The 15,670-nt window shown below is 35.4% G+C and carries 13 protein-coding genes and 1 pseudogene; 2 read left to right on the top strand and 12 right to left on the bottom strand.

Features of this window, described 5'->3' with window-relative positions:
• Positions 1 to 44 precede the first annotated feature (44 nt).
• Positions 45 to 1,250 carry an IS256 family transposase gene (locus FTU92_RS04370; RefSeq protein WP_180095705.1) on the top strand — a complete coding sequence of 402 codons (1,206 nt, stop codon included), beginning with the start codon at positions 45 to 47 and terminating at the stop codon, positions 1,248 to 1,250.
• A 55-nt stretch (positions 1,251 to 1,305) separates the two neighbouring features.
• Here the strand turns inward: FTU92_RS04370 and FTU92_RS04375 are convergent, their stop codons facing one another.
• From FTU92_RS04375 to FTU92_RS04430, 12 genes are all read right to left on the bottom strand, one after another.
• On the bottom strand, positions 1,306 to 1,569 hold the full coding sequence (locus FTU92_RS04375) for a YkgJ family cysteine cluster protein (protein WP_130114014.1): 264 nt from the start codon (positions 1,567 to 1,569) through the stop codon (positions 1,306 to 1,308).
• Between the two features lie 4 nt (positions 1,570 to 1,573).
• Positions 1,574 to 3,229, bottom strand: coding sequence for a GTPase (locus FTU92_RS04380; RefSeq protein ID WP_180095707.1), 1,656 nt, complete (start codon positions 3,227 to 3,229; stop codon positions 1,574 to 1,576).
• An 11-nt stretch (positions 3,230 to 3,240) separates the two neighbouring features.
• On the bottom strand, positions 3,241 to 5,100 hold the full coding sequence (locus FTU92_RS04385; RefSeq protein WP_180095709.1) for a dynamin family protein: 1,860 nt from the start codon (positions 5,098 to 5,100) through the stop codon (positions 3,241 to 3,243).
• 70 nt (positions 5,101 to 5,170) lie between these two features.
• Positions 5,171 to 5,659, bottom strand: coding sequence for a hypothetical protein (locus tag FTU92_RS04390; protein ID WP_180060919.1), 489 nt, complete (start codon positions 5,657 to 5,659; stop codon positions 5,171 to 5,173).
• A 10-nt stretch (positions 5,660 to 5,669) separates the two neighbouring features.
• On the bottom strand, positions 5,670 to 6,506 hold the full coding sequence (locus tag FTU92_RS04395; RefSeq protein ID WP_180060918.1) for a GTPase: 837 nt from the start codon (positions 6,504 to 6,506) through the stop codon (positions 5,670 to 5,672).
• A gap of 20 nt (positions 6,507 to 6,526) precedes the next feature.
• On the bottom strand, positions 6,527 to 6,712 hold the full coding sequence (locus tag FTU92_RS04400) for a hypothetical protein (protein WP_180060917.1): 186 nt from the start codon (positions 6,710 to 6,712) through the stop codon (positions 6,527 to 6,529).
• Positions 6,712 to 7,620, bottom strand: coding sequence for a YafY family protein (locus FTU92_RS04405; protein ID WP_180060916.1), 909 nt, complete (start codon positions 7,618 to 7,620; stop codon positions 6,712 to 6,714). Before FTU92_RS04405 ends, FTU92_RS04400 begins: the two co-directional genes overlap by 1 nt.
• A 123-nt stretch (positions 7,621 to 7,743) precedes the next feature.
• Complete coding sequence (locus tag FTU92_RS04410; RefSeq protein ID WP_180060915.1) at positions 7,744 to 7,908, bottom strand: hypothetical protein; 165 nt, start codon at positions 7,906 to 7,908, stop codon at positions 7,744 to 7,746.
• A 295-nt stretch (positions 7,909 to 8,203) separates the two neighbouring features.
• Complete coding sequence (locus tag FTU92_RS04415) at positions 8,204 to 10,006, bottom strand: DUF262 domain-containing protein (RefSeq protein WP_016659432.1); 1,803 nt, start codon at positions 10,004 to 10,006, stop codon at positions 8,204 to 8,206.
• An 80-nt stretch (positions 10,007 to 10,086) separates the two neighbouring features.
• Entirely contained in the window at positions 10,087 to 13,122 is a 3,036-nt protein-coding gene (locus tag FTU92_RS04420) for a type I restriction endonuclease subunit R (protein WP_373685402.1), read from the bottom strand.
• 56 nt (positions 13,123 to 13,178) lie between these two features.
• Positions 13,179 to 14,438 (bottom strand): restriction endonuclease subunit S, encoded by a 1,260-nt coding sequence (locus tag FTU92_RS04425; RefSeq protein ID WP_179990651.1) that lies wholly within the window; start codon positions 14,436 to 14,438, stop codon positions 13,179 to 13,181.
• An 11-nt stretch (positions 14,439 to 14,449) separates the two neighbouring features.
• Positions 14,450 to 15,568 carry a hypothetical protein gene (locus FTU92_RS04430; protein WP_257218746.1) on the bottom strand — a complete coding sequence of 373 codons (1,119 nt, stop codon included), beginning with the start codon at positions 15,566 to 15,568 and terminating at the stop codon, positions 14,450 to 14,452.
• Positions 15,569 to 15,603: 35 nt separating this feature from the next.
• Here FTU92_RS04430 and FTU92_RS14160 point away from each other — a divergent pair.
• Positions 15,604 to 15,670 (top strand): annotated as a pseudogene (locus FTU92_RS14160) (helix-turn-helix domain-containing protein); the annotation flags it as partial.

Consider the following 15,670-nt stretch of genomic DNA (forward strand, 5'->3'; position numbering starts at 1 on the left):
ACTGTGTCATTTCCTTAAACTGTTAAAAACAGGAATGATGCATTATGGCAACTACATTTGATTTTGAAACAGCCTTAAAACAACTCCAGTCAGGACAAGCACTGACTGGAGAAAATGGCATACTCACCCCTTTAATTAAACAGCTGACCGAAGCTGCTCTTGAAGCAGAAATCGAGAATTACATTGAAGCGAATCCGAAACAAGGTAATCGCCGCAATGGCTATACTCGCAAGACAGTAAAATCTACATCAGGTTCATTTGAGCTTGAAACCCCTAGAGATCGAAATGGTGAATTTGAGCCACAGTTAGTTAAAAAGAACCAGACCAAATTATCAGAAGAAATTGACAATAAAATCATATCACTCTATGCACTTGGTATGAGCTATCGTGATATTCAAAAGCATGTTGCTGATATGTATGGATTGGAGATTTCAGATGGTGCTATCACCAATATTACAGATAAGCTCCTCCCTCAGTTACAAACATGGAAACAACGCCCACTCGATACAATTTATCCCTTTGTTTGGTTAGATGCCATACATTACAAAGTGAAGGATAAAGGTGTTTATGTGAGCAAAGCGATCTATACCATTTTAGCTTTAAATGTTGAAGGTAAGAAGGAACTACTCGGCTTGCATTTGTCGGAAAGCGAAGGGGCGAACCATTGGCTTAGTGTACTGACAGACCTACAAAATCGTGGTGTTCAGGATATTCTGATTGCCTGTGTAGATGGACTAAAAGGTTTCCCCGAAGCCATAGCAGCGATTTACCCTCAAACAGAAATACAACTGTGTATCGTTCATCAAATCCGTAATTCTTTACGCTATGTTGCCAGTAAAGATCAGAAGGCATTTATGGCTGATTTAAAGCCAATTTACCGTGCTGATACCAAAGGGGCGGCAGAAGTAGCACTGGATGAGCTAGAAGAAAAATGGGGCGAAAAATATGGTGTGATCATTCAGTCATGGCGTACCAAATGGCATCTACTATCCGCCTATTTCAAATACCCTAAAGCGATTAGGAAGCCGATTTACACCACCAATGCCGTTGAAGCCGTACATCGTCAATTCCGCAAACTAACCAAAACCAAAGGAGCTTTCCCCAATGAGGATAGTCTGATGAAATTGCTGTATATTGGTATTCAACAGGCATCAGAAAAATGGACAATGCCTATTCAGGAATGGGGACAAACGATTACTCAATTATCCATTTACTTTGAAGGTCGATTAGATGATATAATTAAAATCTAGTCAAATTTACTGACACAGAATTTTGAACGCCCTCATTTAATGATAAATATTAAACTTATAGTTTATTACAAATACTCTCATTAATCTCAATAAAATCAATCCATTCAATTTGATCTGATAGATAGGTTCTATAGTAATCTTCAATGCGACAAACAATGGGTCTATTTTCATAGATGTTACATAAATTAGTTTGCTCATTCAAATAACGACATACTGAATCCCCTCGATCTAAAAATTGCGTCTGGAGACTTAGATTAACCTTGCGGCAACACTTGCCGCAAGCTGTACAAGGAAACTTTATCTCTTGCTGTTTAGTCATTTGATCAAGATAACTCTTGTTGAAGATTTAATAGCTGGTCTAAAATTTTACGATTCGCTTGATCTTGCGCTCCGAACTCTAAACTGATTTGCTTAACGTCATTAATGATTTGAGTAAAAAAATCATCGATAACTGAATAGATTGCAATAGCTAAACTAGTCGCAAACTGATCCGAAATTTGTAGTGCCGAATCTTCAATTTGCTCATCTCTACGTTCTCTTGCCTTTTGTTCAATTTCCTGATGACGTTTAAGTTGTTCTGTCTCGGGGTCATCACTGAATATATCATGCAAAGCTAACCCTAGCGTCAGTGCCGCCCCTGCAATAGGTACCGCCTTGCCAACTATTTGCCCAGCCCATTTTTCGATAGTTTTTTGCCCTATACCTTTCATCAAATTAGGTAAATACTGCTTCACCAAATTAAGTCCAGCAACGACATGCTCTGTCTTAATATTTTTACTCATCGATGCTGCAAATTGCCCTAATTGTTCTTTACTAATGTTAATCCCTTGATCATTCTCAGAGGCAGTATGTACATAAGTTTCTTGACTAAATTGATCAACTTTCACCTTCCTAAGATCATTAGGCAATCCATCTAGACAAAACGCAGGTATATTTGCTTGTAACTGCTCAATCTCATCCTGAATCTTTATGCTAGATGAGGTTAAGCAATCATTTAATTCAGTTTCAATTAATTTAGATTTATCTAGTATCCAGTTTTCAATATTATTTTCTATATTTTCTACTTCATTATAAATCCATGATTTTATATTTTCATATAACTCTTTTTTATTTCCATCAATACGTTTTATCAAAACTTGTCGAGTATCTAATTTATCTTTAAATAAACTAGCAACAAGCTGATCATATTGCTTCACAATCTCATCTTTAGATTGCGCTTCAATTCGCTTGATGTTTTCTGTTAAAAATAAATTTAAATTATTTTCTAGTCGGGTATAAATATCTTCTTGAGAAATTCCTTCAATGAATTTATCTAATTGTTTCTCAAATTCAAAATACCCACTCATCTCTACCAATTTTTCTTTATCTTTTAATTTTCCCATCAATGCCATTTGAGCATTGATTTTAATAATTGGAATATCTTTCAAAATATTTTTTAAATGGCGTTCATCGGCTAATTCTTGTAGTCTTGCACGTGTTTGGTTTTTAAGTTGAATAAAATCTGTTTCGTTAAGCTGATTTTTTTCATTAAATACCAGAAAAACCTTTTTTCTATTTTCGAAGAGATCCATTAAAGTCGCTAAGGTTTTGGCTTCTTCCACTACACCTAAAGGATTCACCACAAAAATTACTGCATCGGCCTTTTCTAGTTGCTCTTTCGTCACATTTTCATGTTCTTTCGGCGCATCAATTCCTGGGGTATCCAAAATCATATAATTTCGACATGGATATTCCGTGACTTTGTCGGTTAATGGAATATCGCCCGTGGCTGCGACTTCTTTCCCAACTAAGGCATTAATCAACGTGCTTTTTCCTGCATTATAAACCCCATACACCATAATATTGGCATCGGGTTTATTTCTCTTATCCTCAAACATATTTTGAACTGTAGCAAAACTTTGTTGCATATAAGTATGCTCAGCCACCAACACTTTGCTCTGTTCATATGTTGCAAACAATTGCTTAATTTGAATATTCATTTTGGTGTTCATTATCCATTCAATTTAGTTTCGGTATCTAAAATCATGCTATTTAATTGCTTTTGAAAACTATTTATTTCATTTTTTAATTGCGTTACTAAATGCTCAGCACTATTTAATGCCATTTCCAGTAAGGTTTTCTGAAATTCAGTCATTTGTACTTGAATTGAATTTTGTAATCGCTCATAAAACTGCTTTTGAATGTGTATTAAATTATCTCCAACATTTAAAGTAATCTCACGATAATTTACACTGGCATCATCACCTGTCTTACTACCCAACCAACTTCCGACAGTAGAACCAATCCCCATCCCTGCCGCAACTCCTGCAGGCCCTCCCAAAAGACCAATCCCCCCACCAATAGCAGTACCAACCAAAGCACCAAATCCACCATTACGTCTACGTGTCCCAGAAGTTACACTATCTGCAACCTGTTCCGTACGTTGCTCAATTTTAAATTCCGGTAAATCCAATAAAGCATTATGCTGTATAACATTCGTTAACTGACTTCCGAATTCACTCATCACTTGTTGTAAAATCGTTTGTTGCGCCGTAATCATGGCTTCATTTTGCTGCTGTGCCAAAGTATCTGCTATTTTCTTAATCGCCTGCTTCATTTGTATCGGATCATCACGATATGGAGTCAAACTTTCAAATTCAGCATCCACCTTTTGGCTCAACTGTTGCTGAATCAAACGTTTTTGTTCATTAATTTGAATTGGAATACTTTTTTGTATTCTTTCAATTGGGTGCTGAAAATCCACAATAAGTTGCGCATAGTTTTCCAAATCACTCATAAAATCAGTCAGAAAGTTTTTAAAATTCAACATTGGGGTTCGATGTTTCAATTTCACACCATCTTCTCTCGCAATTTTCCCAAGCGCTGCAAACAACTGTCCCATGCCGCTATCAGCAAAATTATCAACCTGACCTTCGTTCTCTTGTGCATAACGTGCAGAGAAAGATAAAATTTCAATATTATTCGTTTTTCCTGCCAACTCTGGAATTTTTTCCAATGCTGAACGAACATATTTTTGTTGATCTAAACGACGTTGTAGATCTTTCATAACGGTAGTAGAAATCATTTCATCTTTTTCATCATCCCAATCATGTGCAACATCATCACTTCCAGTTAAAAGTAAGATAATCTTCTTATCTGCACGATAAAGGTTTAGAATTTCATTTAAATCACTTTCTCGCCCAGGTGAATCCGATTTCATTGTGTATAAAATTAAATCAGCATGTTCCACATAATCTTTTGCCAAATCACCATTTTCTTGATTAATAGAATGCAACCCAGGTGAGTCAATCCACGTTAATCCATCAAGACTAAAGCCCTGAATCGAGCTGGTTGCTTCAGTTGCTCCTACCCGAAATTCTTTTTTTATTTCAGCTTCTTTGGCAACATCACCACCTTTTACTTCTGTTTTTTGACCTGAAAAATAAACAGGCTGTAACTCTTTTTGAATTTCACTTTTTTGTTGCTCTGTTGGATCAGTATGCCCCCAAGCCATATAGTTACCCAAAGAACTTTTACCCGACTTTACTTTGCCATACACAAACACCAATAAAGAATCATTAAATCCTGCTCGAAAATGCACCCCTGTATCTTGTGTGGTTATTTTCTTTTGCCAATTTTGATTAGTTTCTTCGAGAATACTCCTAAATTTTCCAATTTGTTGAAATAATGGATTATCTTTAGAAATATTATGCTCAGATGCTTTTAAATAACTTGCCATATTTTGCTGAAATTGATGGCAGTGGCTTTTAAAAACTTGATCTTGTTCTTGGGAAAAATTAAATTTTTGTTGCAACTCTTTAAAAATATTTAAGAGTTCTGGGCGAGAAATTGACAAAACCGCTGATTCCATAAAATAATCCAAACTTAATTTAAGTCAAAAAATGTGCAATTCCTTTTACTAAGGAATTACACATAAAAATTTAAGATAATGCTTTAATTACTGATGTTAATTGGTTCAATTCATCTTGAAGTAAATCTATCTGTTTCAGCGTACTTTTCAGTTGTTCAGTAGGTTTAACATTAATTCCATAAATTTGCTCAAACAAAGAAAAATCTTTAATAAACTGATATTTTGCAGTTTTTACCGCATTCGATTCCAGTTCTGAAAAATTAGAACCATTACTCGACAAGGTTAGATTATTGATCATCGTTCCATGTACTGTCACCAAATTGGGTAATGAGGCAATGATCTCTTGATATGTCCGTTGGACACCGTGATCGAACTCTTGTTTAATCGATATTTTTCTTTCATTACGCTCACGTTCTTGACGTTCACGTTCAGCAGCTCGGCGACGGCGATCTTCATCATCATTATTGTTGTTTGACGGCTTATCATCTTCTGATAATGCCGCAACCACCGCAGCCCCTGCAGCAACCACTGCTGCTCCAATTAACCAAGGTAATGGCATGATTATTCTCCTAAATATTTTTGTACTGTTGAGCTTTTGTCTCAACAAATTGTTTTAAACTTTTTAAACTTCTTTGGAATGAGACAAAACCATCCATTAATAATGATCGTTGTACCTGATGTTCCGCTTCAATCTTCGTTTTTTGTTCAGTCAATTTTTTTAACAATAGCGCTTTCTCTTGATTTAATCGCTCTTGACGAACGACTCGCGTATTCGAGACGATACTATTAATGCATTGCTTTAAATCTTCAATATGACTATGACGAACTAAACCATCTTTATGCTTTTGTATTCCTTGTTGATAAAGTTTATTTGAAATTTGAAAGCATTGTGGTTGAAAACCTAAATATTGCTCACATTGCTCTAATACTCTTTTTTGAATTTGATCAACCTTAGATCGATCTTCCTTATCCACTTTACTCAAGATCAGAATAATATTTTTCTCTGCATATTGACCAAAAGAAGTACGAACATCTTTTAAAAATTCAACCTCATTTGCTTCCAATTCACCCTGAAGCTGATGTACAAAAAGTACAATATCTGCCTTTTTAATACCTTTTAGTGCCTCTAAATTATCTGCTGTATTTGCATCTAATCCTGGTGTATCTAAGTAAATATATTGATCCCCTTCATAAGCACTGACTTCTGTGGTCTCACGAAAATCATTAGTTTTAAAAAATTCTTGCTCAATATGTTGAGTCAACATATTTAATAATGAACTTTTACCTGCATTCATCAATCCCCAAGTCACAATCACAGGCTTTTCACTTCGCAAAGATTGATTGAGAAAATCTTGACTATATTTCCTTAAATCTTGGCTTTCTTTTAATAAATATGAAGCTGACATTTTATCTCCTAATATGCTACTTATTTAAACCAACTTTTAGGGTGTTTTACCCAATTTAATAATGTGACTTCTCCCACCACTTGCATGATGGTTCCACATTTTTTACATCTTGGAAAACCTAAAATCACATCACTTTTTGGTGCAAAAATTCCTATTTTTTTACATTGATGGCATTGTATTTTCATTGGTTTAGGCTTCCACGCCATTATGAACTCCTACGCTCTAAATATTCCTTTAGTCCCTTTTCCATCTCATCTTGCAATCTTCCTGGATTTACAATTTTAAGATGTGGAATCCAAAACCGGATTAAAGGCAACAGCTGCATATCATGATTAATTTTTGAGGAGACCAACAACCCACCATCCCCCAACTCTCTTACAATTTGTTGCTCAGGTAGTATTGATCTCTGTTTGAAATAAAAAGCAACCTGACTATCAATAGATAAAATGATTTCCTGTTTATCCTGTCCAAACCAGATGCTGTCATCATCTTCTACAAGTTTTACAATATTCGGATCTGGAACAAATTGTGAATATCCATGTGAAGAGTCCATAAGCTGAATATGTGAAAAACGATAAGTACGCAGTTGATTTTTTCTCACCGCAGCCAAATACCAACTGCCGTGATGATGAATTAAACGATAAGGCTGAACCAGTCTAGGTTCCCCTTTATATACAAAGCCAATTTGGCTATGTTCTTGAATTGCTTTTCCAAGCACTTTAAATAATTCTTTAAACTGACTTGCATCTTCAAAAGAGTAACCTTTAACACTATAAATATGATGTGCTCGACTATCTAAAAGTTCACGTAAAAAGGATATATCTAATGAAGGATATAAATCACTAATTCCTGAGAGCTGTGCAAAATTACGGATATCTTGTGGTGCAATTTTCCCTAAATAATTTGCTTCTAAGTAATATTTTTTAGTTTCATCATCTTGTAGCAATGGCAAATAAGTGTTAAGGCGATCAAAATCTCTCGAAATAGTACGTGTACTTACCCCAAACTCGGATGCGAGCTCTTTTATACTTAACTGATAGCCCATATTTAACTTTGTTAAAATATTGGCCAATCGGTCGGCTAAACGCTCATGAATAGAATCATCACGCTGCATAAATTTTCTCTAATTATTTAAAACACATATCAAAATTTTAAAGTTTGATATACTTGAAATATAACACATTAAACAAACAAAAAATTACACTAAATCACATAAAAACATTAATGAAATTTTAATTTAAAGAGAATTTAGCCTTTCTAAATAACGTTCTAGATGTAACATTGCTAAATAGAACTTCTTTAATTCAGCCCATTTTATTTTTCCAAATATTAATGCTTTTAAAAGACGCTTTAGTGCTTTCATCTTTTGCTTAATAGTAAATGGATTAGGGCATATTTTCATGTGAGCTTCCTTTTAATTTTGCTTGACTGCGGTAACTAATCAATTGAAAGATGAAAATAAGATATGAAAATGACAGGAGATGTCATAAAGCTTAAAAATTGTTTAATTTCTTGAATATCTACTTTTCTTATTTGATTTTTTTGCTGAGATGGTGACAAAACAACTCATATTGAAAATTTAATTTAAACATGAAGTTAAAACAATATTACCCACTATCTATTACCCATATTTACCCATCAACCTCAGAAAGAGAATAGGCTGTGCATGAAGCACAGCCTGTAACCATCTATAAGAATTATAGACCTTTATAGAATTCCTTAATTTTTTGTGCCATGAGCTTACGACGCTCATTCAAAAATTCAGTATATTGATCAGCATCTAACTGGTTTAAATTACTTGGTATGCAATGAGTCTGTAAATTCAGGTCTAAACCTTCAATACTTTTCAGAGAAGTTATTTCATTCTTATCCAACTTAATATCATTTTGGATTTTTTCCATATACACTTTTGGAGAAGCGTTTCCTAGTTTAATATTGATTGCTTGCTCTGTATAAACATAATTAGCTACTTGATTATATTCACTTTTCTTAAACCCATTTTTAGCTAAATAGTCTTTTGGAAAAACGTGATGTACATCCCCTCTTTGCTCTATTAAGCTTCGTACAGTTAAACTACCAGACAGGAAGGATTGCTCATTTGATTTGCATTGTGCTGCTAGATAACACAAGTATGCATTATTAACAGTACTTGAAGAATCCAGCTCATTTACCAAACGGTAATTCCAGAACCCATCATCTAAATCTGCTTGCTCGATTTGAGCTAAGTATCCTTCAATACCTTTTTCTAAGATTTGTTTACTATCACGCTCAATCGCTGATTCTGAAGATCCAGAATAACGCCCTGTCAGTAACGAAACCACATACCAGCGTTTTACAAGATTTTGAATTTGTGGCTCAGGCATTTTTGATGCTCTAAGCTGCAAATAAAGCGCATAAGCAAAATTCAAGCTAGTCTTTGAGCTAATAAGTTTTTTGTCAATAAATCCCGCTGATTGGATGATCGTTAGAAAACGTTGGTAATTTGTCTGGTTGAAGAAGTCTTCTAAACCTTGACGTAACTTGTGATAACTTTCTTCAGCAATACTTTGTATATTACGTCTATTTTCAAAATCGCGGCCAGAAAGTAACGCCACAAGATCACTAAATTTTCCACGATTAAATTGGCACGTGTATGCCACACGTAAAACATCTATATAGTTAGGTTGATACAAATCATCTTTGATATCAGCTATCCAACTAATTTTTTTATAGTCCTCCGTATCTGCAAAATTTTTATCATTTTGTTTAATGATTTTATTAAAACTACCATCTTTCAAAAGATGGCAAAAGTAATCAATCATTTTACGTAATCGATTTCCACCAAATTGCTCATCTGATGCAATCTTTGACATAACAAAGTCTGCATTACTGAGTACTACACCCTTTTGATTGATTCGTATAAAAATTTCAGTAACCGTGTCGATATCCAGAGATGAATCTAGTTCAATGATACCAATCTGACGATTTTTGATTGCTTTTAACTGCTCAAGCTTATCTTCAATGAAATCTTCATTTGCATCTGGATTCAATCCCATATATGCACGTCTAGCCTGAGATATTGAAATATCCCCATTTAAAATTGGGGCGATATTATTGACCCAGATTGGATTACGCTCGATAGCTGTGTTACATACTTCAAATAAGGGCTCATCATCTTTAGCAGTTGGGTTATACGCTATTCGAATATTAGTTTCTTTATAGTCCTTATCTAACACCAACTGCCCAACAACAGCAGCAGTCAATGCAGTAATACGTTGCTGTCCATCAATAAGTACCTTTTTTCCTGCGGATAAGGTTCCATCTTTAAGACGAATATCCGGGTTACGCCATGTGATGATATAGCCGACAGGATAACCTTTATATAGCGAATCCATTAGATCCCGCACTTTACTACTCGACCAAACGAAAGGTCGCTGGATTTCAGGAATTGCGATTTCACCTGATTTTATCCAAGAGAGTAATGTATCAATTGGATGCTGATGTACTGAATATTTCGCCATTAAGACGCCCCTCAAAATATCTAAAACATACAAAATAAAAGGTCATTGGGTACTGATACCCAATGACCAAATTTAGAAAATCAAACTTCTTCCATATCAACCAAGTTTTCCAAGGTTTGGCTAAACGTATCTTGGAATGCTGAGTCCTTACGGTAAAGATTATATAAATCCACCATGTTTTTACGCTGTACCACCATAATTTCATCGAGCATCTTTTTAAACACGAGTGCTCTGTTTTGTGGATCTTGTGTCTGCTTATACTTTTTCATAAAGTTTTGATGCTGCTGAATACGTTTCACCAAATCAATGATAATCACCCGTTGATCTTGTGGTGTCGCACTCCAATCCTGAAACCACTTTTCATTAAACTTCGAAATAATCGTATCTAAAGTCTCATCATCATTTTCTTCGCTTGGATTACGAGGATTGGCGTTTGTTGGCGCTACAACTGTTTCCTCTGCATCAAGCGTAATGGTTTTGTTGATATGCTCACGCTTTAAAGCATAAGTGCTTAAATCAACTGATTCCAACAGATCATCAATACCATTTAAGCGTCCATCTTGTACATTCAATTTTGGAATAAGGAACTTTAAGAACCAATACAGTTGTTCCCATTCCTTTTTATTGAACTGCATGATCGAAGAGACTTGGGCATAAATTTTAACAAACTGTTTTGCCTTCACCTTAAAATCGACACGTTGCTCATGTTCCCATGATCCTTTTCTTTCGTCATCAAAACGGGCTGCCACTGTATCAATGATAGGGCTTAGGTCACTGCCAGAAGCATTACTAAAGAACAGTTCATTAAACTTCACCACCTCATGTAATTCATAAATGCCTGTGTCATCTAAGGCCGTTTTAATATCATTGAGCACGTTGACATTAGTCGCTTCAGATAACGAGGTCGAAGTATAAAAATCATCAAATGCTTTTTTTATGTCATCAATCTCATTGTAGAAATCTAAGATAAATAAGTCTTCCGTGCGTTTATTATATTTTGGCGCAGCACGGTTTAAACGTGACAATGCCTGCACACATAGTACGCCTGTCAATTTTTTATCGATATACATCGTGGTCAGTTTCGGTTGATCGAAACCTGTGAGATATTTGTTTGCCACCACCAAAATACGGTTTTCATCTAAATCAAACTTTTCTTTTGTTTTAGCATCATTAAATCCATTCAGTGATTCTTCAGTATAGGTTGTACCATCAACTTCTTTCTCACCTGAGAACGCAATCATGATATTAAATGGGTTATTTTTTTGATCTAGCAATTTTTTGAGTGATAAGTAATAGCGGATTGCAGCTTCAATGCTTTGTGTCACCACCATGCCCTTTGCGACGCCTTTGAGCTTTTTCTTATTGACCACGTTATCAATGAAGTGCTCAAGCATAATGCTGGCTTTGGCATCAATGGATTGTTGTGATGCTTCCACATAGGCTCTTAAAATACGTTGTGCTTTTTTCGATTCAAACATTGGATTGTCTTCAATCGACTTTTGAATCTCATAAAAGCTCTTATATGTCGTATAGTTTGCCAACACATCTAAAATAAAGCCTTCTTCAATGGCTTGTTTCATACTGTATAGATGAAATGGTACATATTTGCCTGTCGCAACATCTAGTTGACCAAACTTTTCTAAAGTGGTGTTTTTAGGCGTTGCAGTAAAAGCAAAGTACGATACATTTTCACGCTTTTTACGTGTGGTCATCATTGCCACAAGCATGTCCTGAACATCATCAGCAGTTTTTAACGCTTCATTGCCCATCGCTCGGTTCATGCTGTTATGTGCTTCGCCTGATTGTGAACTATGTGCTTCATCAATAATGATGGCAAAGTTTTTATCACTTAAATCAGTCACACTATCCCAAATGATGCGGAACTTTTGAATGGTGGTAATAATAATCTTTTTACCTGTTTCTAAAGCACTTTTTAATTCAGCACTGTTCATTGCAGGGGCAATAATGTTTTTGATTTCCGAAAAATCTTTAATATTATCCCGCAGTTGTTTATCCAAAATTTTACGGTCTGTCACCACAATTACCGAATCAAACAACGGTTGATGTAACGCTCGTTTGCCTGCTGCAAGTGCATTATTTGGATAGGCTTCAATGAGCTGAAAAGCTGCCCAAGTAATTGAGTTTGATTTTCCCGAACCTGCGGAGTGTTGAATCAAATACGGCTTGCCTACGCCATGCTGTGACACATCACGAATGATTTTACGTACCACATCAAGCTGATGATAACGTGGGAAAAATAAGGTGCGTTTGCTGAGTTGATCTGAATCTTTACCGTCTAAACGGACAAAGTGTTGAACAATATTGACCAAGCTTTCTTTGGCAAAGATTTCTTCCCACAGGTATGCTGTTTTATAACCGTTTGGATTAACAGGATTACCTTGTCCACCTGAAGCTGTACCTTTGTTAAATGGCAAAAAGTAAGTCTTTTTACCTTCTAGTTTGGTGGTCATATAGACTTCATCGGTATCGACAGCAAAATGCACCAAGCAACGTGCAGGTGTAAGCAATGGCTGTGTTGGATCACGATCTTCACGATATTGTTTTTGACCGTGATAACGTGCTGTTTGATTTGTCCATGCGTTTTTAAGTTCCATCGTCACCAATGGCAAACCATTCAGGAAGATGACCATATCAATTTCTTCACGACGGTTTTTCAGTGAATACTGTACTTGTCGTGTCACGCTAAAGATATTAGACGCGAAATTTTGTTTAACCGATTGGCTACTGCTTGCCAATGGGCATGGATACATAAAATGAAAATGTTGCTCATCGAGTGCCATCCCTTTTTTAAGCATATAGGCAATGCCATGTTTTTTAATCAGCTTGTCAAAACGCCCTAGAATTTTTTGTTTCCAGTCGTTTTTGTTATAGGCTTTGTAGGCATCTAAGCTATCTTTTTGAGTGCTTTCTAAAAATTGAAAAAATAGTTTTTCATCAATGGCATAGTCTGTATTAAAGTCAGACACTTGCCCGATGACATAGCCCAAACCCGTATGGGCTTGAGCGATGCCTTGAGCAAGGTCTTCTTTACAGATACCGACCAATGCACGTTCGATATTTTTTTCTAAAGCCAATTCGTTTAAATTTTTGTTCACAGTTACCCCTCTTGCATGCATTGGTAATTTATATTTTTTAAAAGCTAGATAAATAATTAAGCCACTTTAATTTTGCCTGTCACCGCATCATTAATGAGCGTGGTTTTATATTCTTTTAGCTTTTCGATTTGCTCAGAGTAATTTTTCACAGCTTCATCAAACCTAAAAGATTGTTCTTCAATATGTTTTAGAATAGCCATTTGTTCGTCTTTAGGAGGTATACCAATTTTTAAATCGAAAAGTTCCGTCGTATAAAGGCGAATTAGACCTTCTACAATACCACTTGATCTCAAAATAAACTGTTTGATATACAAAGGATTTCTAAACAACAATTCTAAGAATTTAGTATTTTCAATATAATTTACACAGTCGTAAACAGCATAGTCGGGACTTACACACCCTGCAAAATCATGAACACTAGAAAAAAAGACACCTAAATGAGCTTTAAGTTTATTAAAAACAAGGTCATTTTTATAAACAAGCTTATTACCAACCGTAGTAGCTGCTACTTCAGTTTTTTCGCTATATTCAGATCTAACGACTAGCCCATGTACTTGGCTCATCATTAATAAAGGTTCTAAACCATCTTTTGAACGCTCTGATCTTTCTTTTAAAACATACTTAAGTTTTTTGACAATCCAATGCTGAGGAATTTGACCAATCCATTCCACACCCGAATCTTTCATTGGTACATTTGGATTTAAACCTTGCGTCACTGCTTTTTGAATCACAATTTGCTTACGTTCATTCAGTAAAGCAATTTGCTGTTCTTTAATGGCTATGGCTTGGTCAATTTCAGATGTTTTTTGATCTAGAAATTCTGCTATATTTTTCTGCTCAAGCATGCTTGGGTAAGGTAATAGACTATTAGCTATATGATTAAAACTAATAGTCTGACGGACACCTGACCCTAATAATTTCATATATGCGACATCATAACGATGCAGTAAATATTTAAAATATTCCTTATAGACAAGATTATTTGCTAAAAGAACTATGTAGCCTGCGCTCACCACTACATTAATTTTTGATAAAGCTATCCGTAAACTAATTAAATCGTAATTTAAGTTTAGAGGATTTAATAAAAACTCCCCTTTCAAAACCTCTTGATAAGAAGCTTTTGTAGCTTCTGTAATTTTTTCGTCATCTTTATAAACAACATCTCCAAAGCTGATTGAACCTGAACTCAATGACATATTTTTTTTATGCTTTTTCTCAGTGAATAAATGCTTTAACTTAACAACTTCCCAGTGATTAGGTATTAAGCCAATCCAACCTTCACAAGAATCTTTATAAGCATCATATTTATTAAACATTCAGCCTCTCCTTAAAGACCCAAAATCTGTGCAATTAAACCATCCGCTTGCTTCTCAAGACTTAAAATATCCTGAGCCACCGCTTCAAGCGAACGTAACGGCTTATGTTGGTAGAAATACTTATTGAAACTGATCTCATAACCAATTTTTACAGAATCCAAATTAATCCATGCTTCATCCACATGCGGTTTTACTTCATCTAAAAAGTATTGGTGAATACGCTGATTTAACGGCACAGACTCACTGTCACGAATATCAGCATTAGTTTCATAGGTGATGTACTCACCTTTTTTGCCTGTTGCAAAATAACCAAAGTCGGCTAAATCAGACTCTTCACAGCCTAAATGTTCAAGTAGCTCCGCTAACTTATCGCCATTGAGTTTCACCACTTTTTTCAGCACTTTCTCAGCCGTTTCGTCATACCAGCTCACAGCATTTAAAATAGCGTTCTTCTCAGATGCAGACAGCTTTAAATCAAGGGCTTTAATCGCTTTATCCACATTGTCTTTAAACACATTAAAGTCGCTTGATTCCACTTCACCTACTTGTTCCATAATCGCTTGAGCAGATTCAAACAAAGTCTTGAGTGCTGTCCAATGCTTAATATCAAACAGCTTAGCTTTTGCCTTGGTATTTAAGCTAATCTCTTGCTTCTCACACCAATCTAAAACGTCTTTTTCCACTTCTTTGAGCTTGCCTGCTTGGTAAATCGCATCACCATATTCAGCAAACATATATTCCATTGGCTCAAGCAATGACTTATCAAAACGTAATGGCTGTAAACGCTCCAAACTAAACTGTGCTTTACGACGATCAGGACGTTCAATATTGACTTTGTAATAACCAAAATCACTGTTATTAAACACTTTAGAGGCTAAACCAATCGGGTCATTGTTGGCATCAAGCCCACGTTCAACATCTTGCCCATTCAGGTACACATTTAAAATTTCTTCAAGATGCTCAGGCGCAAACTCACAGTTCTTTTGTCCTAAGTTTTTACGCAACTTACGGTAAAGTAAACTTGCATCAATTAGTTGTACTTTGCCTTTACGTGATTCAGGCTTGCTATTAGATAACAACCAAATATAGGTGGTAATACCTGTGTTAAGTTGACAAAAATAACTAATCATGCGAAAAAGTTTTTTTAGTTAACAGATGTTCACACATGCCTCGAATTGTTTCTGTACCACTTAGTTTAGAACAGCGAGAACGACTCATTTTTCTGGCCAAGC

Origin of the sequence: Acinetobacter sp. YH12205 (genome assembly GCF_013418125.1) — a bacterium.
GTDB classification, from domain to species: domain Bacteria; phylum Pseudomonadota; class Gammaproteobacteria; order Pseudomonadales; family Moraxellaceae; genus Acinetobacter; species Acinetobacter towneri.